A 22115-nucleotide genomic window follows, 5' to 3' on the forward strand; every position below is an offset into this window, starting at 1 on the left:
CACCAGTCGCCACCTGCGTTCCTTCAGGGCGACACCTCACCAGGAGTCATCATGCGCAAGACCACCGTCGGGGCGGCAGCCGTCGCCGCCGCGCTCATCGCCTCGCTCACCCTCGCCGCGGGAGGAACGGCCACGGCGACCACCGCCTCCGGGCGGGGGCTGAGGCAGACCGGTCTTCCGGTCGCCGTCGACCCCGCCGCGGGCCTCACCCCCAACGCCGACCCGGCCACCCAGTCCTGGTACGTCACCGCGCACGTGAGGGCCGGGGGCCACCGGTACGGATTCATGGCCAACTACCTGACGTCCGGCGACGCGAAGCAGGGGACCGCCCTCTCCTCCGTGTCGATCATCAACGAGGACACCGGCTGGCACACCAAGTCGGAGCTCGCCCTGACGCCCCGGACGGGCCTGTCCGACAAGCAGGGCGTGGACATCCACACCGACAACATCACCTGGACCGGCGACACCAAGGAACAGACGCTGCGCGCCAAGGTCCCCGAGGGCACCATCGACGTCACCTTCCACCCCCGTGGCAACGTCCTCTACAACATGGGCACGGGCTACTTCCCCATGTTCGGCGACGCGAAGTACCCGAACTACGAGTACGCCTTCCCCACCATGGACACCTCCGGCACGCTGACCCTGGGCGGCCGCACCGACAAGGTGAGCGGAAAGTCCTGGCTGGACCGCCAGTGGGGCCCCCTTCCCGACGTCTCCACCGGCAAGGCCTCGTGGTCCTGGACGAACCTCGACCTGTCCAACGGCGACGAGATCAGCCTGTGGAAGACCAAGGAAAGCGGCAAGCAGACCACCTGGGCCACCGTCCTGAAGCCCGACGGCACCCACACCCTCGCCGAGGCGACCCTCACACCGGACCAGTCCACCCTGTGGACCAGCCCCCACACCGGCAAGAAGTACCCCACGCGCTGGAAGATCACCATCCCGGGCGAGCACGCCAAGCTCAACGTCAAGGTCTACGCCAACGACCAGGAACTGACCGTCCCCGGACCCCGCTACGAAGGCAGCGCCGCCGTCACCGGCACCTACGACCACCACCCGGTCACCGGCACCACCTACGTCGAACTCACCGGCGGACAGTAACCGTCCACGCAACGGCCCCCGCACCACCCCCCGCCACCAAACCCTCCCGCCCGTGCCGCGCACTGTCCAACCGCCCTCTCCCTTCTTCCGGCTCTGGAGTCTTCTTCATGCCTCGAACCCCCGTCGACACGAGGGGTGCGGCCACCGTGTCCGCCCTGCCGTCCGCCGACGCACCGCCTCGCCATCGCTGGTGGATCCTCGCCGTCATCGGCGTGGCCCAGCTCATGGTGGTGCTGGACGCGACGATCGTGAACATCGCCCTGCCCTCGGCCCAGAAGGACCTGGGCTTCTCCGACGGCGACCGGCAGTGGATCGTCACCGCCTACGCCCTCGCCTTCGGTAGCCTGCTCCTGCTCGGCGGCCGCATAGCCGACCTGTTCGGCCGCAAGATGACCTTCCTGGTCGGTCTCGTCGGCTTCGCCGGTGCCTCCGCCCTGGGCGGCGCCGCGGGCAGCTTCGAGGTGCTCGTCGCCGCGCGTGCCGCACAGGGCGTCTTCGGTGCCCTGCTCGCTCCGGCGGCCCTGTCCCTGCTGACCACGACCTTCACCGATGCCAAGGAACGCGCCAAGGCCTTCGGCGTGTTCGGCGCCATCGCCGGCGCCGGCGGAGCCATCGGGCTGCTGCTGGGCGGCGTGCTGACCGAGTACCTCGACTGGCGCTGGACCCTGTACGTCAACCTCGCCTTCGCCGTGGTCGCCTTCGTCGGCGGCGTGCTCCTGCTGCAGCGCACCACCCGCGACAAGTCCGCCACCATCGACATCCCTGGCGCCGTCCTGGTCGGCGGCGGCCTGTTCTGCGTGGTCTACGGCTTCTCCAATGCCGAGAGCCACGACTGGAGCTCCCCGCAGACCTGGGGCTTCCTCCTCGCCGGAGCCGTCCTGCTCGCCGTCTTCACCTGGTGGCAGACGCGCGCCGCCCACCCCCTGCTGCCGCTGCGGGTCCTGCTCGACCGCAACCGCGGCGCCTCCTTCATCTCCGTTCTGATCACCGGCGCGGGCATGTTCGGTGTCTTCCTGTTCCTGACCTACTACCTGCAGCAGAGCCTGGGTTACACGCCCGTCAAGACCGGGCTGGCCTTCCTGCCGATGGTCGCCGCACTGATGGTCTCCTCCACTCTCGCCACCAGCGTGCTGATCCCCCGTGTCGGCCCCAAGGTGATCGTGCCGCTGGGCATGGGCCTGGCCGCCGCCGGCATGGCCTGGCTGACCGCCCTCGACCTGAACAGCAGCTATGCCGCCGACATCATGCCCCCGCTGGTCGTGGCGGGTCTCGGCCTCGGCCTGGTGATGGCCCCGGCCATGAGCCTGGCCACCGCGGGCGTGGGTGCCGAGGACGCCGGCGTCGCCTCCGCCGCCGTCAACACCATGCAGCAGGTCGGCGGTTCCCTCGGCACCGCCCTGCTCAACACCCTCTTCTCCAGCGCCGTCACCGACTACCTCGACGGCAGGAACCCGGCGGACCCGGCCGTCCAGGCCCAGGCCGGCCTGGAGGGCTACTCCACCGCCTACTGGTGGTCGGCCGTCTTCTTCGCCGTCGGCCTGGTCATCAGCATCGTCCTGTACCGCCGCGGCCTACCCACTCAGGATCCCGACGCAGCACCCGTCGTCCACATGTAGGACCCCGACCGGGCCCGCGACCGCCCCCACCCTCCGAGACAGTCCGCCGCAAACCCGGCGGGCCGTCTCGGCCCGGCGCCCCAAGCACCGTCGTCGATGACGTCGCATCCCCCACACCCGGCAAGGAGAACGACCGGCATGGTCTCCGTGCTCATCGTCAACGACCAGTCCCTGCAGCGACTCGGCCTCCGGATGCTCCTGACCGCCGAGCCCGACCTGACCGTCGTCGGCGAAGCAGTCAGGGGAGCCGAGGCGGTCCGAATGAGCACCGCACTCCGTCCCGACGTCGTCCTGATGGCCACCCCTTCTCCCGACACGGACGGCATCGAGGCCATCCGACGCATCACCCGACCCGTACGCCTTCTCCTCGACTCTGCCGGCTCCGCCAGCGCAGACTGGTTCCCGCCCCGCGTCCTGGTCCTGGCCTCAACCAGCCGCGAGGGACACGCCCACGCCGCCCTGCGCGCCGGAGCCGGCGGATTCCTCCCACACAACGCCAGCCCGGACCAACTCACCGCCGCCATCCGCATCGTCGCCGCCGGAGACGCCGTCATCACCCCCGCCCTGACCCGCGCACTCATCGACGCCGTCCGCCAACAGCGCACCCCCCACCCCCTTGAGCAGCACACCAGGTCCGACACTTTCACCGGACGCGAACGCGACGTCCTCCTCGCCGTCGCCTCCGGTTGGTCCAACGCCGAGATCGCCGCCCGGCTGTCCATCGCGCCGACCACCGTCAAGTCTCACGTCAGCCACATCCTCGCCAAGATCCAGGCCCGCTCCCGCGTCCAGGCGGTGACCTACGCCTACGAGTGCGGCCTGGTACAACCGGCGGCCTGACACATGAATCGGCGCCGGGGCCGTCCTGACCGTTATGTTTGGCCATTGCGACCCATCCGGCGTGAGGTGTTGACCTGGCAGGGCACCTCCCGTACCGGTATTTCGCGCAAGCGGGTGCTGACCGACGTCGGCGTGGTCGAGCGAGCTGGGGCAGCCGTGCCGGCACGGGATGGCGATGACGGCGTCGGCGGGTGCGGCAACGATCATCCCGTCATCCACTGGTTCCCTCACGCACGCGTGAGGGAACCAGTGGCCGTTGTCGTTACGACCTCGTGAGCGCTGGTGCTGCTCGACCGTCCGCAGGTGCTTGTCCGCAGAGAGGCGCGCCCGCCGGGTCGTTGGTCAGGCGGTCTCGTCGGTGGCTTCCGGCCCGATGCCGAGTTGTTCGATCGCCGAGGTCATGTGCCTGTGCAGGACCTCTTGGGCCGCAGCCGCGTCCCCGCGCGCGATCGCGTCGGCGATGGGGGAATGGGATGTCGCGGACATGGCCACATCGCGGCGCTCGCCGGCCGCGCTCATGATCACCACCCGCATCGGCCCCTCCAGCTGTCGCCAGGTCCTGAGAAGGATCGAGTTGCCGGAGAGCTCGCACAACAGGAGGTGGAAGCCGAGATCGGCCTCGACCTTCGCGGCCAGATCCTCTCCTGACTCGAAGGCGTCGTGGAGCTTTGCCAGGGCCCTGCGCAGTGCTTCGGCCGCGTCCTGTCTGCGGGGTGACGCGATGATCTGCGCTACCGCGAGGCCTTCGAGCGCTTCCCGGACCTGGAACAGTTCCCGCACCTCGGTCGGGGTCAGCCGGGACACGCGCAGCATACCGCGGGCGCCCGCGGTGACGAGCCCCTCCTGCTGGAGGTGGCGTAGAGCTTCGCGTACCGTGCCGCGGCTCACCGACAGGTGCTCGGCGATCTCCACTTCTCCGAGATGGTCGCCGGGGCGGTACTGGCCTGTGGTGATGGCCGTCCGCAGGGCCACGAGCGCGCGCTCCCGGAGCGTCGTCGAACGGGTGAGACTGGTCAAAGCCTGACCGGACACGGTCGAAACCCCTTTCAACGCCGCGAGCGATCATTGTAGACCAGCTGTCGTCTGTTGACAGTCGGCAGTTCGACCGCTCGGGAGGGTTGACACGTTCCTTTGTCGGGCCCAGCATCGTCTCGACTGTTAACAGTCGACAGCCAACAGTGAGCTCGGGACGGCTCGCTTGCCCACGATCAAGGAGGATCGGCATGGCTGAGTTCACGACGACGCAGCAGGCGGCGCACGGGTCGCCCGAACGTCTGAGGGTCGCCGTCGGGTGCGGAGTCGGCGCGACCATCGAGACGTACGACTTCATCGGCTTCGGAACGGCCGCCGCTCTCTATTTCGGTGATGTGTTCTTCCCGGACTCCGATCCGCTCTCGGCCACCCTGCTGTCCTTCGCGACGCTCGGGATCGGCTTCGCCGCACGGCCGCTCGGCGGTGTGATCGCCGGACACCTCGGCGACCGCGTCGGCCGCAAACCCGTGTTGGTCGGATCCCTGCTGCTGATGGGCATCGCGACCGTACTGATCGGTTGTCTGCCCACGTACCAGATGGTCGGGATCTGGGCGCCGATCCTGCTGGTCGTCGTCCGCGTGATCCAGGGGCTCGCCTTCGGCGCCGAATGGGGCGGCGCCATCCTGATGACCTTCGAGCACGCACCCTGGCGGCGGCGCGGCCTGTACACGGGCATCACGCAGGCAGGCTTCCCGGTCGGGCTGCTGCTCGCCAACCTCGCCTTCCTGTTCAGCCGGCACACCCTGAACGCCACCTGGGCCTGGCGCGTGCCGTTCCTGCTCAGCTCCGTCCTGATCGCGGTCGGCATCTTCATCCGGCTCAAGATCGACGAATCACCCGAGTTCGAGGCGCTCAAAGAGTCCGGCGAAGTCGTCAAGAACCCGCTGCTGGAGGTGATCCGGGAGGACTGGCGCAACGTCCTGCGGGCTTTCTGCCTGCGGATCACGGAGACCGCCGGGTACGCCGTCTCGGTGACCTTCGTTCTGTCCTACCTGGACGACGGCGACGCCCCCGACGTCTCGAGCACCACCACCCTCACCGCCCTCGTCATGGCCGCGGCGCTCGGGATCGCCGCCACCACGCTCTGGGGCCGCCTCTCGGACCGGATCGGTCGCCGCCCGGTCTATCTCTTGGGCTGCGCGGTGAGCGTCGCCTGGGGCTTCCCGCTCTTCCTGTCCGTCAACACCGAAGCCGCGGCACTCGTCCTGATCGCCTTCCTGATCAGCTACGCCGTCTGCCAGAACTCCCTCGCGGGTGTTCAAGGAGCCTGGTTCTGCGAGCTGTTCGCGACCAGGACCCGTACCGCCGGAACCTCCCTGGCCTACCAACTGTCCGCGGTGGTCTCCGGGTTCACGCCGATGATCGCCACCGCGCTCTACTCCGCCACCGGTTGGACCGGGCCGGCGATTCTCTTCAGCGGTTACGGGCTGCTGGGCCTCGTCGCGACGCTGGTGACGCGCGAGACGTGGGGTGCCGACGAGCGCCGGGAAGCAGACCGTGCCGTGAACCCGTCCGTGGAAGCCGCGCTCCCCGCCGCCCCCTGACAGAGACGAGGATCAACGTGATGTCCACTCAGGCACCCGGAACAGCGGTGCTGTCGACCCGGCGCGTCAGCGCCCTGACGGACTCCGCCCACCGCATCCGTATGCACGCGCTGGAGATGGGGGAGACCCAGGGCCAGGGCTACATCGGACAGGCGCTGGGCGTGGCCGACATCCTGGCCGTCGTCTACCAGGACGTCCTCAACCACCGTCCCGCCGAGCCGGACTGGCCGCAGCGCGACCGGTTCCTGCTCTCGATCGGCCACTACGCCATCGCGCTGTACGCGGCGCTCGCCGAGGCAGGCGTGCTGGACGTAGCCGAACTCGCCACCTACGGCAGCGACGGCTCGCGCCTTCCCATGTCGGGCATGGCCTCCTACACACCCGGCATGGAGATCTCCGGCGGCTCCCTGGGCCACGGCCTCGGCGTGGCCACCGGCATGGCGCTCGGCCTGCGCCACCAGGGCAGCGACGCACGCGTCTACAACCTGCTCTCCGACGGCGAACTGGACGAGGGCTCCACCTGGGAGGCGGCGCTCGCCTGCGCCCACCACGGCCTGGACAGCGTCACCGCCATCGTCGACGTCAACGCCCTGCAGGCGGACGGCCCCACCAAGGGCGTACTGCGCACCGAACCGGTCACGGCCAAGTGGGAGGCGTTCGGCTGGCACGCGGTCCGCGTGGACGGCAACGACATCGAGGCGCTCCTCGCCGCCTTCGACGGCCTGCGCGGGCACCGCGGATCGCCGGCCGTGGTCATCTGCGACACCCGGATCGGATGCGGCGTACCGATGCTGGAGACGCGCGAGAAGGCCCACTTCATGCGCGTCGAGGAGCACGAATGGCAGCTCGCCCGCGACCAGTTGACGGAAAGTCACCACAACGCCGCCCAGAAGGAGGGAACCGCCCGATGAGCACCTCAGCCCCGGCCCCGGCGCCGCAGCGCAAACTCACCACCTCCGCGATGATCGCCTCGATCGCCGAGGAGGGCCGGCGCACCACCAAGGCGCCCTTCGGACACGCGCTGGCCCGGCTCGCCGACGAACGCCCCGACATCGTCGGACTCTCCGCGGACCTCGCCAAGTACACCGACATGCACGTCTTCCGCGAGGCCCACCCCGACCGCTTCTTCCAGATGGGCATGGCGGAACAGGCGATGCTGGGCGCGGCCGCGGGCCTGGCCGAGGTGGGCCTGACGCCGTTCGCCTCCACCTACTCCGTCTTCGCCACCCGCCGCGCCTACGACTTCCTCTGCCTCGACATCGCCGAGCCGCGGCTGAACGTCAACGTCGTCGGCGCCCTGCCCGGCCTGACCACCGGCTACGGACCCAGCCACCAGGCGACCGAGGACCTGGCCATCCTGCGCGGCATGCCCGGCCTGACCATCGTTGACCCCGCGGACTCCGTCGACATCGAACAGGCCGTCCCGGCCCTCGCCGCCCACCCCGGCCCCACCTACATGCGGCTGCTGCGCGGAGCCGTACCGACCGTCCTCGACGAGTACGACTACCGGTTCGAACTCGGCAAGGCGGCGCAACTGCGCGGCGGACGGGACGTGCTGTTCATCTCCACCGGCCTGATGACGGTACGGGCCCTGACCGCGGCCGAGGAATTCGCGCACGACCGGGTGGACGTCGCCGTCCTCCACGTACCGACGATCAAACCCTTCGACCGCGAAACGGTACTGCGGGAGACCGCCCGGGGACGCCTCGTGGTGACCCTCGAGAACCACAGCGTCATCGGAGGCCTCGCCGAGTCCGTGGCCTCCTGCCTGGCCTTCGCCCAGCAGACGGCACGCATCGTCCCGATCGGGCTGCCGGACGAGTTCCTCGCCGCGGGCGCGCTGCCGACGCTCCACGACCGCTACGGCCTCTCCGTCGCGGCGATCAAGGAACGCGTCCGCCGCGAACTCTGAACCCGTCGACTTCCCATCCCCCCTCTCAGGAGCACCGCATGGCCACGACCCCCACCCCTCGCACCGCCGTCATCACCGGCGCAGGCTCCCGCCGCGGCATCGGCCGCGCGACCGCGCACGCCCTGGCAGCCGCCGGCTACCACATCGCCGTCCTCGACCTGGACAAGGAGGCTGCCGAGGACACCGCCCGGGAAGTCACCGTCCGGCACGGCGTGCAAACCCTGGGCCTTCCGGCGGACGTCACCGACGCCGACGCCGTCGACGCCGCCATCGGGGCGGTCGAAGCGGCGCTGCCGCCGGTCGGCGCCCTGGTCAACAACGCGGGGATCACGTCCCCGACCCGCTTCCTCGACGTCACGCCCGCCGAGTGGGACCGCATCCTCGAGGTCAACGTCCGTGGGAGCTTCCTGGTGACCCACCGGGTGGCCGGCGGGATGGCCGAGCGCGGGTTCGGCCGCGTCGTCTTCCTGTCGTCCGTCTCGGCCGAGCGCGGGGGCGGGGTGTTCGGGGGAGTGGCCTACTCGGCGGCCAAGGCCGCTCTGCTGGGCTTCGCCCGCGCTCTCGCCCGCGAACTCGGCCCGTCCGGAGTCACTGTCAACTCCGTCGCCCCGGGCCTGATCGACACCGACATCACCCAGGGCAAGCTGGACGAGGAGCGCAAGACGGCGATGATCGCGGATGTTCCGGTCCGCCGCATCGGCGCGGTCGAGGACGTGGCTGACGTCATCGCCTTCCTGGCCCGGCCGGAGTCCGGCTACCTCACCGGCGTGACGTACGACGTCAACGGCGGATCCCACATCCATTGACCGAGCCCCGACGGGGAAGGCCGGCCCGCGGACCCCGCGCGCACTTTCCGGCCGACGGTCGCCAGGGCAAGACCCCTTCGGCCGACTCCGGGGCGATGTTGGCGAACGCGTTCGCGCCGACGCCGACCGCCGCACGGGACGACGGCGGCACCCACTCCGTCACCGGGCCGGTCGGTCGCCGAGGGCGTCGTGCAGTGGGGTCTCGGGCCGAGCGGGGCCGCCAGCGGCTGCAGGCGAGGGCGCGCATGGTCCCGGCGCCGCTCGCCTGCTTCGACTTCGCCTGGGGATCCGTCTGGTGACCGTGGAACAGGTACGGAACCTCGTCGTGGCGGGTCTCGGCCACGTGCGCGGAGATCTTCCCGCGGGTGAGCCCCTTAGTGGAGGGGAGCACCATCTCGTCCACGCGGACAGGCGACGCTGATGGTTCGTGACGATCTCCGGCTGGGGCACGTGACCATCGGCGCCCTGCAGGCGCCGGGCCGGCGCGCAAGGATCCCATGGCCTGCTCGGCTTCGGGCGGTGACCGCCGTGCGGTTCCTGGCGGTTACGCGGTGGCGTCGGCCTGCGGAGTGAACGCGGGCGCGACCGACTTCGGGGTCAACTCCGCCGGGTAGGCCTGCTCGACGCGGTCACGCCGGGTGTACATGTCCCAGTAGTACCCGGCGAGTTCGTCCGGGTGGACGACGGGGACCCCCACACCGGCGTTCGGAAGCTCGATGTCGCCCTTGGCGGTTGCCTCGGCCGCCTCGCTGCCGGTGATCACGGCGGCGATGGTGAGGGTGCCGGCGTAGACGCCGGTGCCGGCGAGTTCGCCGTTGAGTGAGTACACGTAGTTGCGGGCGGCGGACATCACAGGGCCCGGGCCGCTGAGGTGAGGCACGCCCTGCACGGCCGAGTAGCCGGTGGTCATCAGGAGGGCGCCGTCGCCTCGGTCGGTCAGTTCCGGCAGTACGGCGCGGAACAGCTCCACCGGGGTCAGGAGGAGCACCGGGGAGATCCTTTCCAGGGTGGCCGCGTCCAGTTGGGCGGCCGGGGCGAAGGCCTGGTCGGCGCCGATCGGCCCGTACTCGACGACGTCGATCCGGCCGAAGTGGCCGCGGATGGCGTCCACCAGGGCGGGAATCCCGGCGGGATCGGAGAGGTCGGCGGGGAAGGCGGCGGCCTCGACGCCCTCGTCGGTGAGTTGTGCGACGAGGGCGTCGAGCCGCTCCTTGCGGCGGGCCACCAGGGCGACACGGAAGCCTTCGCGGCCGAAGCGGCGGGCAACGGACAGGCCCAGGCCGGTACCGGCACCGAAGACGGCGATCACTTTGGACATGAGAGTTCCTCAAGAAGGTTGGGGGGTCCAGGAGGACCGGGTGTGGCTGACGGGGCGTTCGCCCTTGATGGCTGGTGGAGAATGGCCGCCTGGTCCTTCGGGAAGCTCCCAGGCGCGTCGATGATCTGCTGGCCCGAGGCTTCACGGGCGCGGCCCCCGAGCGCCGGGGCGTCGCCTTCACTCTCGACGCCCTGTGCACCGAAGCCGCCGTCCGCTCCCGGCCGCCCGCCGACCCCGCAGCAAGCGTGCGGGGTGACGCGCAGCCGCACCGGCACGCCGTGAACCGGCGCGGCGGGAGCGAGCGGGTCCGTCGGACATGGCATGGGAACCGCAGCCCGGGTCACGCCAGCTTCGAGCGTTCATCGAGCCGGTGCCAGGAACGGGAGTGGTAGACGAGCGGAGCCGACCCGGGCTCGGCGGCGCCCGCGGGCACGGCCGCCGACACCGCGTGGACGACGAAGATCGAGGCCTCTCCCGCCTCGATACGGGAGACCACCTTCCCCCGCACCCACGCCGGAGCCGCCGTGAAGACCGGTTCCCCCGTGGCCAACCGCGTCCAGGCACTCGTGTCGGCGAAGCGGTCGACCCCGCTGGTGGCCCCGAGCTGCGCGAGCCAGAGCTGGTCGCTGCCCACCATGTGGACGACGGCGCTGTCGGCTCGCCGCAGGACCGAGCTGCTGGAGGCCTTCGACGACACCGAGAAGACGATCAGCGGCGGATCGGCGCTGACGGAGGCCAGCGAGCTGACCGTGATCGCGACCGACCGCCCACCCAGGTCGGCGGTCACGACGGCGACGCCGGAGGGGTGCATCCGGAACGCCGACCTGAAGGTCTCGGCCGGCAGTGACTCTGCCCGCTCCGCCGCGGTCAGGTGGATCGGGGGGTGGGCGGGCGAAGGCATGGCGAATGTCGTCATGGCGGAAGTTCCTTTCGACGTCTGGAGTCGCGCCGTGGAGGCCCAAGGGCAGGCCGCGAGGGCCGGGCCCTTGGGCCTCAGAGCCGACCGACCTCCGCGGTGTCGCGACCGACGAGGCTCAGGCCGTAGACCTCCCGGTTCAGCAGGGGGTTGTTCAGGCCGTGGCCGCTGGCGACGGTCAGGTCACGCCAGACGCGCTGCAGTGGGTTGGACTGGGCGAAGCTGCTCGTGCCGACGATGTCGAGCATGAGCGCGACGGCCTGGCGGAAGTTGCGCGTCGCGATCTCGGAGTCGCCGCGGATCCGCGCCCGGGCCGCCGTGTCGAGGACCCGGCCCTCGCGGGCGGCGTCGTCCATCTCGTCGGCGGACCTGAGCAGGTGCATTTTGCCTGCGTCGATCGCGACCCGCGCGTCGGCAAGGGCGAGGCGGTAGCTGGGCGCGTCCCGGCGGTCCGAGTAGGTCCAGTAGCTGATGGGGCGGCCCTTGTTGATGTTCTCCATGGTGAAGTCCCAGGCGGCCTCGGCCATCCCCCACAGCGGACCGCACAGGCCGAGACAGGCGAGAGTGGCCAGCGACGCCCGGTAGCTGCTCTCGTCCTCGTGCCAGATCGGGAAGACAGCCGTGCCCATGAACGTCTCGTAGTCCAGAGTGCAGCGGTCCTCGACGAAGAGGTCCTCGGCCACAAGGGTGTTGCTGCCGGTCCCCGCCATGCCGACGACGTACCACGTGTCCTCGATCCGCATGTCGGCCAGCGGCATCAGCGCCCACCGCACCTCCGAGGGCTGCCCCTCCGCGTCGAGGACCAGGAACGCGTTCAGCGTCCACTGGGCCTGGTAGCAACCCGAGGCGAAACCCCACTTGCCGTTGATGCGGTATCCACCGTCGACCTTCTCGGCGGTCCCGGCGGGCGCGAACTGGCTGATCGCGACGTTGCGAGGGTCCGGGCCGTACACCAGTTCGCGCACGTCGTCGGGGAAGAGGCCCATACCGAACGCGGTCGTGTTGGCGATGAAGGCGACCCAGCCCGCGGACGAGTCCCCCCGAGAGATCTCGGCCGAAAGCTCGATAAGGGTCCGGACGTCTCCGCCCGCCCCGCCCGACCGGCGGGGCGTCGTGGCCTGGAACAACCCGGACTCGCGCAGGGTCCGCTCCGTGTTCTCGGCCAGGCGGCGGTTGCGCTCGGACTCGTCGGCGTGCTCACGCAGGAGCGGCCGCAGGTCGCGAGCGGTCTGCAGGAGACGTTCGCGAACTTCGGCCTGCGCCTGCGGTCCAAAAGTCGTGACGTCATCGAGAGTCGTCATGAGGCCTCCTTGCCTCGGTGGCTCACCTGCCGAAGCGGTGGCCGGTCGTGTCGTCCTGCTGTTGATTGAAGTCCGCGTGTGACGCAGGCCTCTATGCCTGGCCCGCCAAGGTTTCGACGCCGATTGGACCCGGGGTCCAAAACGGGGTCCAAGAAGGTGGCACGGTCGCCGGGCTCGCTGTGCTCGCGGGTCGAGCAGCGCGAGCCGGAGGCCGATCAGCCCGAACCTCCCGTGCGCGGCGAAGTGCCCGACGGCCGTGGCGGCGGGCGGGATGTGTGACGTGTGCCGGTCAGTGACCGGTGTCGTCCGGATCGGGAAACAGCTCCGCGAGGCGGAGCGCCGCGTGCAGCTCGAGTTGGGAGTCCCTGACGGAGCGGCCCAGCAGCTCCTCGGCCCGCTTGAGCCGGTAGATGACCGTGTTCTTCGCGACCTGCAGCTCCTTCGCGGCCTCCTGCGGACTGCCTTGGCAGTCGAGGTAGACCCGCACCGTCCGGCGGAGAACCTGCGCGGAACCCGCGCTCGATCCCAGTGCGCCGAGTTCGGCCCGTACGAAGCGAGCGGCCTTGTCGGGGTCCGCGATCAGCAGCGAGAGCAGCCGGACCTCGTCGTACCGGACGACACTCGCGTCCGCCGTCGAGGGCATGCCCAAAGCCCCCACCCGCGCCGCGTCGAGGGCCTCCTCGTGGGTGCGCCGGAAGCCCTGGACGCCTCGGTGTGGTGACGCCATGCCCACCATCACGTCGGACCCGTCGGACAGCGGCGGCTGTTCACGCGGTGGCCTCGCCTTGAACGCTCCCCAGGCCCATGCCTCGGTCCGGTCCACCGGCACCACCAGGTGAGCGTCCGCGCCGATGCCGCGCAGCAGGGACCGGGCCACCTTGTCCAGGTGATCCGCGGTACGGCTCGGCGAGGTCGCGGGATGCAGCACCAGGCCGATGTGGTAGGCGTTCGTCAGGGGGTAGGCCAGCTGCCGGGACGCCGCGTCGACGGAGCCCTCTCCCGCCAGCAGCGCCAGAACCGTCTCGTACCTGGCTGCGGCGGTGCTTCTCAGGAACCGCTCGTTCTCGGCGGTGTACGACTCGGCAGTCATGGTGGCGAACGTGTCGGCGAACTCGAAGAGCACATGGGACACGTGTTCGAGCGACGCCGCGAGATCGGGGACCGGTACCAGGGAGCGGCAGCCGCCCATGAAGTGGTCGGCCAGCTGTGAGTGGATCCTGCGCTGATGGGTGAGGAGCAGGTCGAGAGGAACCCGGCGGTGGACCAGGTCCACGATCTGCGCCTCCGCCTCGGGCGGGAGCCGGGCCGGTGGGTGGCCGTCGGCCTCGATGGCGAGGAGCGTCGAGACGACGATCGACTCGATGGCGGAGCGCAGCACCTGCGGGCCTTTCAGGCCGCCGCCGGTCAGATCCGGGAACGCGTTGCCCTGGACGATGTCGGCGGCCACCCCGACCGCCCACGCGACCGGCAGGTCACCGACCTGGTCGGTCGCACGGCGTACCGTTTCGCGCGTGCAGGTGGGCTCCCCCGCGTTCACGGCCGGGCGCAACCGCCTCGCCCACGCTCCGATGTGCTCGCCCAACGCCGCCTCCCGTCCGGCCGTCCTGCGACGAGACTGTGCCAGTCCAGGTGGCTCAAGCTTGCCGGCTCTCGTATGAATATGAAGATTGGACCATCTCGACCGCCGGCGCGCAGCATCCAGGGCAGCCCGGTCACCGGCATCCCCCACGTCGAGCGCGTCGGCGGACAGCGGCCGTCGACGGAACGGCCGTCTCGGTATACGGGGACCGAGTGCAGGCCGGTCAGCTGGGGAGTTCCCCGGTCACGAACTGCGCGCGGCCGTGTCCGAAGGACCAGTCCTCCCGCCTCGTTCTCGGTGATGGCGACGACCAGGTCGGAGGCCGCGAGCGCGCAGGTTCGCGGCCAGCAGCTCGTAGAGCCGCTGCTTCTTCTCGGGGCCGCGCCTCTTGCTGACCACCCGCACGACCACCACCCTCGGCGTGCGGCGGATGCCGAGCCCGGTGTCCTGGACGACCAGGTGACCGGGGGCGTGGACGGTGACGATCTGGTAGCGGTCGCGCTCGGGGACCTCGAAGGCGTCGACCACCGCGGTGTGGACGGCGCCGAGCAGAGTTGTGATCTCGTCCGGGGTCCGGTTGTCGTGGGTGTGTTGTAGATCAAGGGCATGGGGCTCCCTCTTCGCCTCGATGACGGATCAGGCGTGGGTCGGAAAGCCGAGGTTCAGGCCGCGGTGGCGGTGATCCGGCCAGCGTTCGGTGACGGCCTTGTTGCGGGTGAAGAACTTCACGCCCTCCTCGCCGTAGGCGTGTGTGTCGCCGAAGAGCGAGGCCTTCCACCCGCCGAAGGAGTGGTAGGCGACCGGGACCGGGATCGGCACGTTGACGCCGACCATGCCGACCTGGACCTCACTGCGGAAGCGTCGGGCGGCACCGCCGTCGTTCGTGAAGATCGCGGTGCCGTTGCCGTAGGGGTTGGCGTTGATCAGCGCCAGCCCCTCGTCGTACGAGCCGACGCGGACCACGCAGAGCACGGGGCCGAAGATCTCGTCGTCGTACACGCGCATCCCGGGCGCCACGTTGTCGAAAAGGGTCGGGCCGAGCCAGAAACCGGCGTCGCAGTGCACCGGTGACGGGATGCTCGCGGCCGTCCACGGCCAGGGTCGCGCCGTCGCGGAGCCCTGCTTCCAGGTACGACGCCACCTTGTCGCGGTGCGCGGCGGTGATCAGTGGGCCCATCTCGGATTCCCGGGCGTTGCCCGGACCGACCGGAATGCGCGCCATCCGTTCGCGGATGCGGCTGACCAGCTCGTCACCGGCCGGGTCCACGACGACGAGGACGGAGATCGCCATGCAGCGTTCACCGGCCGCACCGAAGCCCGCACTGACCGCGGCGTCGGCGGCCAGGTCCAGATCGGCGTCGGGCAGGACGAGCATGTGGTTCTGGGCGCCGCCGAGCGCCTGGACGCGCTTGCCGTGCCGCGTCCCGGTCTCGTAGACGTGCCGTGCCACCGGGGTCGAGCCGACGAACGAGACGGCCGCGATGTCGGGGTGTTCGAGCAGCCGGTCGACGGCGACCTTGTCGCCGTGTACGACGTTGAACACACCGTCCGGAAGTCCGGCCCGGTGCCAGAGGCGGCCAGGAAATCGGCCGCCGACGGATCCTTTTCGCTGGGCTTGAGTACGACGGTGTTGCCGGCCGTGATCGCGATCGGGAAGAACCACAGCGGCACCATCGCCGGGAAGTTGAACGGCGAGATGACGGCGACCGGGCCCAGGGCCTGCCGGAAGGAGTAGACATCGATCCCGGTCGAAGCCTGCTCGCTGAAGTCTCCCTTGAGCAGCTGCGGTATGCCGCAGGCGAGGTCGACGACCTCAAGACCGCGGGCGATCTCACCGAGCGCGTCCGAGTGCACCTTGCCGTGCTCGCTGACGATGATCGAGCCAGCTCGTCGGCGTGGGTGTCGAGCAGCTCACGGAACCGGAACAGGATGGCCGACCGCTTCGCGATCGAGACCCGCTGCCAGGTCGCGAACGCCTCGACCGCCGCTGTGACGGCGTGGTCGACCTCGTCGGCCGAGGCGAGTGCCACGTGGGCGGTCACCTCCCCGGTTGCCGGGTTGTAGACCTCGCCGGAGCGCGAGGAGGTGCCGGCCCGTGAGCGACCGTTGATCCAGTGCGTGATGGTGTGCGTCATCGAGCGGGTGTCCCTTTGTTCCGGGGGCTGGTTGTCATGGGGGATGGGTCAGGAAGGGACCGGTCCGGCGACGGCCTGGGTCGCCGCGGCGAGGTCTCGGTCGAACTCGTCGCGCTGGGCCGGGCTCAGCTCGGTCAGGGGCGGACGCACCGGTCCACCGGCCATACCGACGGCTTCGCACCAGCGCTTGAGTGCCGCGTTCGGCATCGCACCGTGCTCGAGCGGGCCGATGATCCACTTGCGGTACACCGTGCGCAGCGGGGCCAGCGAGTCGAACCGCTGCCTGGCCAGGTCATGGTGGCCCGCCAGGTACAGGTCGACGTACTCGCGGATCGGCCGGTTGTGCGCGGACTGGTAGAGGTAGCCCTCGGGGTCGCAGTAGAGGACCCGCTGACCGAACCGGGTCATGTTGGTGAAGAGGTGCTCTTCGAGGGGGTCGGAGACGAGCACGTGGGTGCCGACCGCGATCTCCCGGAGCCGGTTGTTCTCGGCGTCGGTGGCGGTCGTCTTCAGAATGCGGATGTTCTCGATCCGGCACAGCTGCGCGAAGGCCCCTGGGGTGAGGAGGCTTTCGCGGCTGCCGTCGCGGCCGGGGTTGAACAGGACGTACGGCATGTCGACCGCGCCGATCACCGCGGTGAGCGACTCGACCAGCTCGCCGTCCCCAGCCGCGTCCGCGGGGACGCTCAGCACGGCGTGCGTGGCGCCGGCCTGCTGGGCGTGCCGGGTGTAGTCCAGGGTCTCCTCGGGTGTCCGGCCGCGGGTGACCGGGCTGACCATGACGCGTCCGGAGCCGGCCTCGACGATCGTCTCGAGCACCGCCTTGCGCTCGTCGGGGTCCAGGGCCCACACCTCGCCCATCAGGCCGTTGCAGTACACGCCGTCCAGGCCCGCTTCGACGCATTTCTCGACGTTGAGCCGGAGACCGGCGTGATCCACCTCCCCGTCGGCGAGGAACGGCGTGGGCAGCGCGACCCAGAGGTCGATGTGGTCGGCGGGGGTGTCGGTCACGGCGGCTTCCTTCGCAGGTCGGTGGGGCTGGCTGGGGCGGGTGGTCACGCGGCTTGAGCCAAGGGCGTCGAGGCCGTGCGCTGCGCGCCGCTGGCGAAGAGGACGAGGATGGTGACGAGGCAGTAGGGCAGGGAGAACGCCGCCGGCGGTCCCCAGGCGGTGACCACGGGAGTCAGGGCGGCCAGGAAGACCGCGCTGGCGGCGGCAGCCACCGTGCCGATCAGGTAGGAACGGATCGAGGGGCGCAGGAACACCGCGCCCAGCGCGGCGCAGGTGAGGAATCCGCTGACACCGGGCACGCCGAGGTAGATGCGGAAGCCGTCCATGCCCAGCGCCATCGAGGTCAGCACGGCGGTCGCCGAGCCGAGCACCGCGAGCGCGGCGGTCCGACGCGAGCAGATCACCAGGCCGGCGAGGATCAGGTAGCCGCCGAGGTTGCTGTCGAGGAAGAAGAGCTGACCGATCCCGTGGAGCACCGCCTCGTAGACGTTGGCCACCGAGTTCGCGCCTGGACCGTCGGGGGCCGCGCGCAGCACGGTGTCGACGTGGTCGACGGCGCCGACGTTCTTGGCGGCCACCAACGGACCGGCGTGCCCACGCGAGCTGTGCAGCAGTGCGATCAGCAGGAAGGTGAGCACGACGTTGAACGGCAGCGCGGTCGGGCGCACGTTCCACGTCTTGAGCAGGGTCACCACGAGCGCCGCCATCACCAGGCTCGTCAGCGCCCCGCCGACGACGACGCAGCCGAGGACCGCGAGACTCCACTGGGGACCCAGGAAGGTGGCCAGGCCCGTGCCCACCAGGGCTCCGTTGTAGCCGTAGAGTCCGGTGCCGATGTGGGCGCGGTCGAGGCCGAAGAACTCGGCGGTCGCCGTCGCTGCGAGCACGCCCACCGCCGCGGCCGCACCGATCCACGGTGAGAACGTCGCGATCGCGGCCAGGAAGAACAGGCCGCCGACGGGGTTGTCGACCAGCCCTCCCTGACCGATCCCGCGCAGACAGGAATCGAGAAACCGCAGCCACGGCCGGCGGTCCGTGGTCTGGCGGAGTGACGGCATCGTGCCGGTCACCGCCTCGCGGGCGAGCGTGGTGAAGGAGAGTGCGGCTGTGCCGTCGGCGGTGCTTGCCATGGTTCGTCTCCGGGGATCGAGTGAGAACGCCGTGCGACGCGGGGTGGTCGCGGCGCATCGATGCCGCCAAAGACTCGCTGCGCCTGGCGCAAACCGGCAATGACTGATGGCGAAATCGCGAATCTGGCCATATTGTTGGCCGATGACGCTCGATGCTCTGGACCGGCGGATCGTCGGGGCGCTGCAGATCGACGGACGAGCCCCATGGCGCCTGATCGCCGAGGCGCTCGGTGAGCCGGAACGCACGATCAGCCGACGGGGTACCGCTCTCCTGGAATCGGGCACCGTGGTGATCTCAGGATGGGAGACCCCCGGAACGGCCTCGATCCTGAGCATCAGCGGGACCGCGCACACGATCCGCCTCACCGCCACGGCGCTCGCGCACCGCCCCGACACGACGTTCACCTACACGCTGACCGGACCGGCCGACTGCGTGACCGAGGTGTGCACCGCTCCCGGCGCTCTCCCCACGCTGCTCCACGACGACCTGCCCGGAACGCCCGGCCTGGTCGCCATGTCGACACTGCCGGTGATGAAGTACTTCCGCACGGGCTTCCAGTGGCACCCCGACCTCCTGCGGCCCCAAGAGATCGAAGCGCTGCGTCCCTTCGTCCCGCCACCGCAGTCGGCGGACAGCGCACCGCAGGCACTCAGCAGCGCCGACCGAGCGCTCGCGCAGGCCGTGGCAAAGGACGGCCGCATCCCGACCGACCGGCTGGCGCGCCTGCTCGGGGTCGCCGAATCCACGGCGCGCCGACGGCTCGAGGCGCTGCGACGCGACGGCCGGCTGACGATTCGCGCGGTGGTGGAACCGCACCACCTCGGCCTCGGCACCGAGGCGGTGCTGTGGATCAAGGCCGGCCCGCATGACGTCGACCGGATCGGCGCTCTGCTCGCCGACGACTCGCGCATCCGGTACGCCGCCGCGATCATGGGCGAACACCAGCTGTTCGCCGACATCATCACCCGCGACCGTCGCGAGCTCTACGACTTCGTGACGACCTCTCCGGCGCTGGCCACCGCCCATGCCGTCGACACCCGCCTGGTCATCACCTCGTTCAAACGCAGCGGGGTGCTCGCCCCCATGCTCCGGCAACAACGCGCCGCGCCGAGCGGACGACCCTCATGAGGTGGGCGAACTCCGTTGCGAGGCAGCGCTTGCCCCTTGCGATCCGGCACGCCGATGCGGAGGCCGCGACCGGGCCGTCCCGCAGCGCCGGGAGCGGCCCAGCCCAACCTGGGTCCGGCTGGGCCACTTTCAGCTGCGTGGACAGTGCCCTGCGGAGCCCGGGTGTTCCGGAGGTGACCGTGCACCTGGTACGGGTCTGCGCAGCCGTCGGTCACTGCCGGCGAACCGCTGGTTCCGGCGGGCTTGCCGGCGTCGGCTGATCTGTGAGCCGAGAGAGCAGAATCCGGAAGGTGGCGCCTTCGCCGGGGGCCGATTCGACCTCGATGCGTCCGCCGTGAGCGGTGATCAGGGAGTGGACGATGGACAGGCCGAGGCCGGCGCCGCCGGTGGCACGGTTGCGTGAGGTGTCGGCGCGGTAGAAGCGTTCGAAGATACGGCCGCTCTGCTCCAGGGTGAGACCTGGTCCCTGGTCGGCGATCTCCAGGACGGCGTGGTCGCCGACCCTACCGACGCCGATCCGGAGGGGAGTGCCGGGTGGGGTGTGGGTGACGGCGTTGCCGACCAGGTTGGTGACGACCTGGCGCAGCCGGGCCTCGTCGGCGAGGGCCGGTGCGGGGGCGGGCGGGCCGTCGCCGGCCGGTCCGGTGAGCGTGACGGTGCGGGCCGGGTCCAGGGCGCGTACGTCGTGCAGGGCGTCGGCGGCGAGGGTGCGCAGGTCGGTGGGGGTGAGGTCGAGGTCCGGTGGGATGCCGGGCGCGTGCGAACGGGTGGGGCTTCCCGTGGTCTTCAACGCGTGTTCGTCGAGGCGGGCCAGCTGGAGCATGTCCTCGACGAGACGGGTGAGGCGTTCGGACTCGCGGGCGATGCGGTCCATCGTGCCGTCGACGTCCTCGCGTGCGGGAAGGGCGCCCATGCGGTGCAGGTCGGTCAGGCCCTTGATACCGGCGAGCGGGGTGCGCAACTCGTGGCTGGCGTCGGCTACGAACCGGCTCATCCGCGCCTCGGACTCGGCGCGCGCGGCGAACGCGGTCTCCAACTGTCCCAGCATGCTGTTCAGCGCGGCGGCCAGACGCCCCAACTCCGTTCTTGGCCCAGCTAGTTCGGGGACTCTGCGGGACAGGTCACCGGCCGCGATCTCGGCGGCGGTCTGCTCGACGCGGGACAGCGGACGCAGCCCGGAGCGGACCGCGAACCAGCCCGCCACGGCCAGGACGAGGAGCAGGGCGAAGCCGGTGGTCCGGTAGTTCTGCCACATGCGGCCCACCGTGCCGTCCACCTGGTCCATCGACATGGCCACGACCACACTGCCGGAGGCCGCAGGGCTCGTCACCGTCGTCCCCGGCAGTGCGGCACGCGCGACTCTGGGCACAGCGATCACCCGCCAGCGTGCGTCGCCCTTCGTGCTGTCGACGGTGAAGGGGTAGCCGCCGTGGGCCTCGACCGCGGCCGTGTCCAGCCGGGGGAGTGCCGGACCATGAGCGCTGTTCGTCCGGTTCGCCCCTGCGAAGGAGTCGATGCTGCTCTCGACCGTGCCGGCCGCGGTGACATACGTGATGACGGGATTGCCGAGGACCTCCGTACCGAAGTCGGCGAAGTTCGCCGGTGACTTCCGGTCGGCTCCGTTCTCCGCCACCGTGGGCGGCAGTACGGCGAGTACCTGCGCGGCGGCGCGGAGTTGGGCGTCGACCCGGTTCTCCATATAGCCGCGCAGGGCGTTTCCGGTGACCAGGGCGAACGCCGTGAAGCCGGCGGCCAGCAGGACGACGCACAAGAGCAGCACCCGGCTGCGCAGGGACCCGCGCACCCACAGCGCACGAACGCGACCCGGCCGGGTCACGTCTTCGCTCCGCGCAGCACGTAACCCACGCCGTGCACGGTGTGGATGAGCTTCGGACCACCGTTGTCGATCTTGCGGCGCAGGTAGCTGATGTAGGTGTCGACGATGCCGGTGTCGCCGTTGAAGTCGTAGTCCCACACCCGGTGGAGGATCTGCGGCTTCGAGACCGTGCGCCCGGCGTTGGCCATCAGGTAGTGCAGCAGCCGGAACTCGGTGGGCGACAGACGCAGCGGCTCGCCCGCGCGGGCCACCTGGACGCCGTCCGGGTCGAGTTCCAGGTCGGCCACGCGCAGCAGCGCGGTGGGGTCGCCGCTGGTGCGGCGCAACACGGCACGGATGCGCGCGATCAGCTCCTGGAGGTCGAACGGCTTGGTGACGTAGTCGTCGCCGCCCAGAACCAGGCCCTCGATCTTGTCCTGGGTCGCGTCGCGGGCGGTGAGAAACACGACCGGGATGTGGCCGGTGCGAGGCGCCGCGGCCGACCCGTACCGCTCACGCAGTCGGCGGATCACCTCGAAGCCGTCGAGGTCGGGAAGCATGACGTCCAGCAGGACGAGATCGGGCGAGACCTCCTCCGCCCGGTCCAGGGCCTCCTGGCCGGTGCCGGCGGCGGCGACGGTGAAACCGGCGTGCCGCAGGGCCGCGCACAGCAGTTCCCGCACGGTGGGCTCGTCGTCGACGACCAGCAGATTCACGCCGGTCGAGGCCGCTGCGCGGGGCTGGCCTACGAGGCCGGTGCCAGGTGGGGCAGAGCGCTCAGCAGGGGTCAAAAGAGGCCTCCAGGCGACCGGGAAACGCTCCCGGCCCCGCCGGGCACGCGGACACGGCAGAAGGTACGCACCCCGCGGCGGGCGGGATCCTGCCCGGCAGGATACGAAAGCAGGCTGTCATCACCACGTAAGGCCCCC

Annotated in this window: 19 protein-coding genes and 1 pseudogene; 8 read left to right on the forward strand and 12 right to left on the reverse strand. The window is 70.5% G+C overall.

Annotated elements, in window-relative coordinates; translation table 11 throughout:
• Positions 1 to 51: 51 nt before the first annotated feature.
• The 3 genes from ACZ4UV_RS10805 (at position 52) to ACZ4UV_RS10815 (ending at position 3557) form a co-directional block, all read left to right on the forward strand.
• Complete coding sequence (locus tag ACZ4UV_RS10805; RefSeq protein WP_467837377.1) at positions 52 to 1101, forward strand: lipocalin family protein; 1050 nt, start codon at positions 52 to 54, stop codon at positions 1099 to 1101.
• A 107-nt stretch (positions 1102 to 1208) separates the two neighbouring features.
• The gene (locus ACZ4UV_RS10810) at positions 1209 to 2717 is read left to right on the forward strand and encodes an MFS transporter (RefSeq protein WP_451017412.1); all 1509 of its coding nucleotides are present in this window, start codon (positions 1209 to 1211) and stop codon (positions 2715 to 2717) included.
• Between the two features lie 138 nt (positions 2718 to 2855).
• Positions 2856 to 3557, forward strand: a complete 702-nt coding sequence (locus ACZ4UV_RS10815; RefSeq protein WP_451017411.1) for a LuxR C-terminal-related transcriptional regulator — start codon at positions 2856 to 2858, stop codon at positions 3555 to 3557.
• A 342-nt stretch (positions 3558 to 3899) separates the two neighbouring features.
• Here ACZ4UV_RS10815 and ACZ4UV_RS10820 read toward each other — a convergent pair whose 3' ends face one another.
• Positions 3900 to 4574 (reverse strand): GntR family transcriptional regulator, encoded by a 675-nt coding sequence (locus tag ACZ4UV_RS10820; protein WP_467837379.1) that lies wholly within the window; start codon positions 4572 to 4574, stop codon positions 3900 to 3902.
• Between the two features lie 206 nt (positions 4575 to 4780).
• Between ACZ4UV_RS10820 and ACZ4UV_RS10825 the strand changes: the two genes are divergently transcribed.
• The 4 genes from ACZ4UV_RS10825 to ACZ4UV_RS10840 are packed head-to-tail and all read left to right on the forward strand — an operon-like array spanning position 4781 to position 8851.
• Complete coding sequence (locus ACZ4UV_RS10825; protein WP_451017410.1) at positions 4781 to 6133, forward strand: MFS transporter; 1353 nt, start codon at positions 4781 to 4783, stop codon at positions 6131 to 6133.
• Between the two features lie 20 nt (positions 6134 to 6153).
• Positions 6154 to 7044 (forward strand): transketolase, encoded by an 891-nt coding sequence (locus ACZ4UV_RS10830; RefSeq protein ID WP_467837381.1) that lies wholly within the window; start codon positions 6154 to 6156, stop codon positions 7042 to 7044.
• Positions 7041 to 8045 carry a transketolase family protein gene (locus ACZ4UV_RS10835; RefSeq protein ID WP_451017408.1) on the forward strand — a complete coding sequence of 335 codons (1005 nt, stop codon included), beginning with the start codon at positions 7041 to 7043 and terminating at the stop codon, positions 8043 to 8045. The genes ACZ4UV_RS10830 and ACZ4UV_RS10835 overlap by 4 nt, the downstream gene beginning before the upstream one ends.
• Positions 8046 to 8083: 38 nt before the next feature.
• Positions 8084 to 8851 (forward strand): SDR family NAD(P)-dependent oxidoreductase, encoded by a 768-nt coding sequence (locus tag ACZ4UV_RS10840; RefSeq protein ID WP_451017407.1) that lies wholly within the window; start codon positions 8084 to 8086, stop codon positions 8849 to 8851.
• 544 nt (positions 8852 to 9395) lie between these two features.
• On the opposite strand, the gene ACZ4UV_RS10845 is transcribed toward ACZ4UV_RS10840, so the two are convergent.
• From ACZ4UV_RS10845 to ACZ4UV_RS10885, 9 genes and pseudogenes are all read right to left on the reverse strand, one after another.
• Entirely contained in the window at positions 9396 to 10169 is a 774-nt protein-coding gene (locus tag ACZ4UV_RS10845) for an SDR family NAD(P)-dependent oxidoreductase (protein WP_467837384.1), read from the reverse strand.
• A gap of 340 nt (positions 10170 to 10509) precedes the next feature.
• Positions 10510 to 11085, reverse strand: a complete 576-nt coding sequence (locus ACZ4UV_RS10850) for a flavin reductase family protein (RefSeq protein ID WP_467837386.1) — start codon at positions 11083 to 11085, stop codon at positions 10510 to 10512.
• A gap of 77 nt (positions 11086 to 11162) precedes the next feature.
• Positions 11163 to 12386 (reverse strand): acyl-CoA dehydrogenase family protein, encoded by a 1224-nt coding sequence (locus tag ACZ4UV_RS10855; protein WP_451017404.1) that lies wholly within the window; start codon positions 12384 to 12386, stop codon positions 11163 to 11165.
• A gap of 289 nt (positions 12387 to 12675) precedes the next feature.
• On the reverse strand, positions 12676 to 13968 hold the full coding sequence (locus tag ACZ4UV_RS10860) for a PucR family transcriptional regulator (protein WP_451017403.1): 1293 nt from the start codon (positions 13966 to 13968) through the stop codon (positions 12676 to 12678).
• Positions 13969 to 14208: 240 nt separating this feature from the next.
• The gene (locus tag ACZ4UV_RS10865; protein WP_451017402.1) at positions 14209 to 14493 is read right to left on the reverse strand and encodes a tautomerase family protein; all 285 of its coding nucleotides are present in this window, start codon (positions 14491 to 14493) and stop codon (positions 14209 to 14211) included.
• Between the two features lie 108 nt (positions 14494 to 14601).
• Positions 14602 to 15030, reverse strand: a complete 429-nt coding sequence (locus ACZ4UV_RS10870; RefSeq protein WP_467837389.1) for an aldehyde dehydrogenase family protein — start codon at positions 15028 to 15030, stop codon at positions 14602 to 14604.
• 64 nt (positions 15031 to 15094) lie between these two features.
• A pseudogene (gene mmsA, locus ACZ4UV_RS10875) lies at positions 15095 to 16100 on the reverse strand (CoA-acylating methylmalonate-semialdehyde dehydrogenase); the annotation flags it as partial.
• Between the two features lie 48 nt (positions 16101 to 16148).
• On the reverse strand, positions 16149 to 17111 hold the full coding sequence (locus tag ACZ4UV_RS10880; protein WP_467837391.1) for a dihydrodipicolinate synthase family protein: 963 nt from the start codon (positions 17109 to 17111) through the stop codon (positions 16149 to 16151).
• A 44-nt stretch (positions 17112 to 17155) separates the two neighbouring features.
• Complete coding sequence (locus ACZ4UV_RS10885) at positions 17156 to 18241, reverse strand: urea transporter (protein WP_451017400.1); 1086 nt, start codon at positions 18239 to 18241, stop codon at positions 17156 to 17158.
• Positions 18242 to 18347: 106 nt separating this feature from the next.
• On the opposite strand from ACZ4UV_RS10885, the gene ACZ4UV_RS10890 reads away from it, so the two are divergent.
• Positions 18348 to 19370 carry an Lrp/AsnC family transcriptional regulator gene (locus ACZ4UV_RS10890; RefSeq protein WP_451017399.1) on the forward strand — a complete coding sequence of 341 codons (1023 nt, stop codon included), beginning with the start codon at positions 18348 to 18350 and terminating at the stop codon, positions 19368 to 19370.
• A 211-nt stretch (positions 19371 to 19581) separates the two neighbouring features.
• On the opposite strand, the gene ACZ4UV_RS10895 is transcribed toward ACZ4UV_RS10890, so the two are convergent.
• Positions 19582 to 21207, reverse strand: a complete 1626-nt coding sequence (locus tag ACZ4UV_RS10895; RefSeq protein WP_467837394.1) for a sensor histidine kinase — start codon at positions 21205 to 21207, stop codon at positions 19582 to 19584.
• Positions 21204 to 21902, reverse strand: a complete 699-nt coding sequence (locus ACZ4UV_RS10900) for a response regulator transcription factor (protein ID WP_451017397.1) — start codon at positions 21900 to 21902, stop codon at positions 21204 to 21206. The genes ACZ4UV_RS10895 and ACZ4UV_RS10900 overlap by 4 nt, the downstream gene beginning before the upstream one ends.
• Positions 21903 to 22115: the final 213 nt, after the last annotated feature.

This window comes from Streptomyces sp. NPDC028289 (assembly GCF_055565975.1).

Excerpts from the sequence above, each read along its gene's own strand:
- ACZ4UV_RS10825 (WP_451017410.1), top strand. The coding sequence starts at position 4,781 with ATGGCTGAGTTCACGACGACGCAGCAGGCGGCGCACGGGTCGCCCGAA.
- ACZ4UV_RS10805 (WP_467837377.1), top strand. The coding sequence starts at position 52 with ATGCGCAAGACCACCGTCGGGGCGGCAGCCGTCGCCGCCGCGCTCATC.
- ACZ4UV_RS10810 (WP_451017412.1), top strand. The coding sequence starts at position 1,209 with ATGCCTCGAACCCCCGTCGACACGAGGGGTGCGGCCACCGTGTCCGCC.
- ACZ4UV_RS10855 (WP_451017404.1), bottom strand. The coding sequence starts at position 12,386 with ATGACGACTCTCGATGACGTCACGACTTTTGGACCGCAGGCGCAGGCC.
- ACZ4UV_RS10815 (WP_451017411.1), top strand. The coding sequence starts at position 2,856 with ATGGTCTCCGTGCTCATCGTCAACGACCAGTCCCTGCAGCGACTCGGC.
- ACZ4UV_RS10830 (WP_467837381.1), top strand. The coding sequence starts at position 6,154 with ATGTCCACTCAGGCACCCGGAACAGCGGTGCTGTCGACCCGGCGCGTC.
- ACZ4UV_RS10890 (WP_451017399.1), top strand. The coding sequence starts at position 18,348 with ATGGCGAAATCGCGAATCTGGCCATATTGTTGGCCGATGACGCTCGAT.
- ACZ4UV_RS10835 (WP_451017408.1), top strand. The coding sequence starts at position 7,041 with ATGAGCACCTCAGCCCCGGCCCCGGCGCCGCAGCGCAAACTCACCACC.
- ACZ4UV_RS10850 (WP_467837386.1), bottom strand. The coding sequence starts at position 11,085 with ATGACGACATTCGCCATGCCTTCGCCCGCCCACCCCCCGATCCACCTG.
- ACZ4UV_RS10845 (WP_467837384.1), bottom strand. The coding sequence starts at position 10,169 with ATGTCCAAAGTGATCGCCGTCTTCGGTGCCGGTACCGGCCTGGGCCTG.
- ACZ4UV_RS10885 (WP_451017400.1), bottom strand. The coding sequence starts at position 18,241 with ATGGCAAGCACCGCCGACGGCACAGCCGCACTCTCCTTCACCACGCTC.
- ACZ4UV_RS10840 (WP_451017407.1), top strand. The coding sequence starts at position 8,084 with ATGGCCACGACCCCCACCCCTCGCACCGCCGTCATCACCGGCGCAGGC.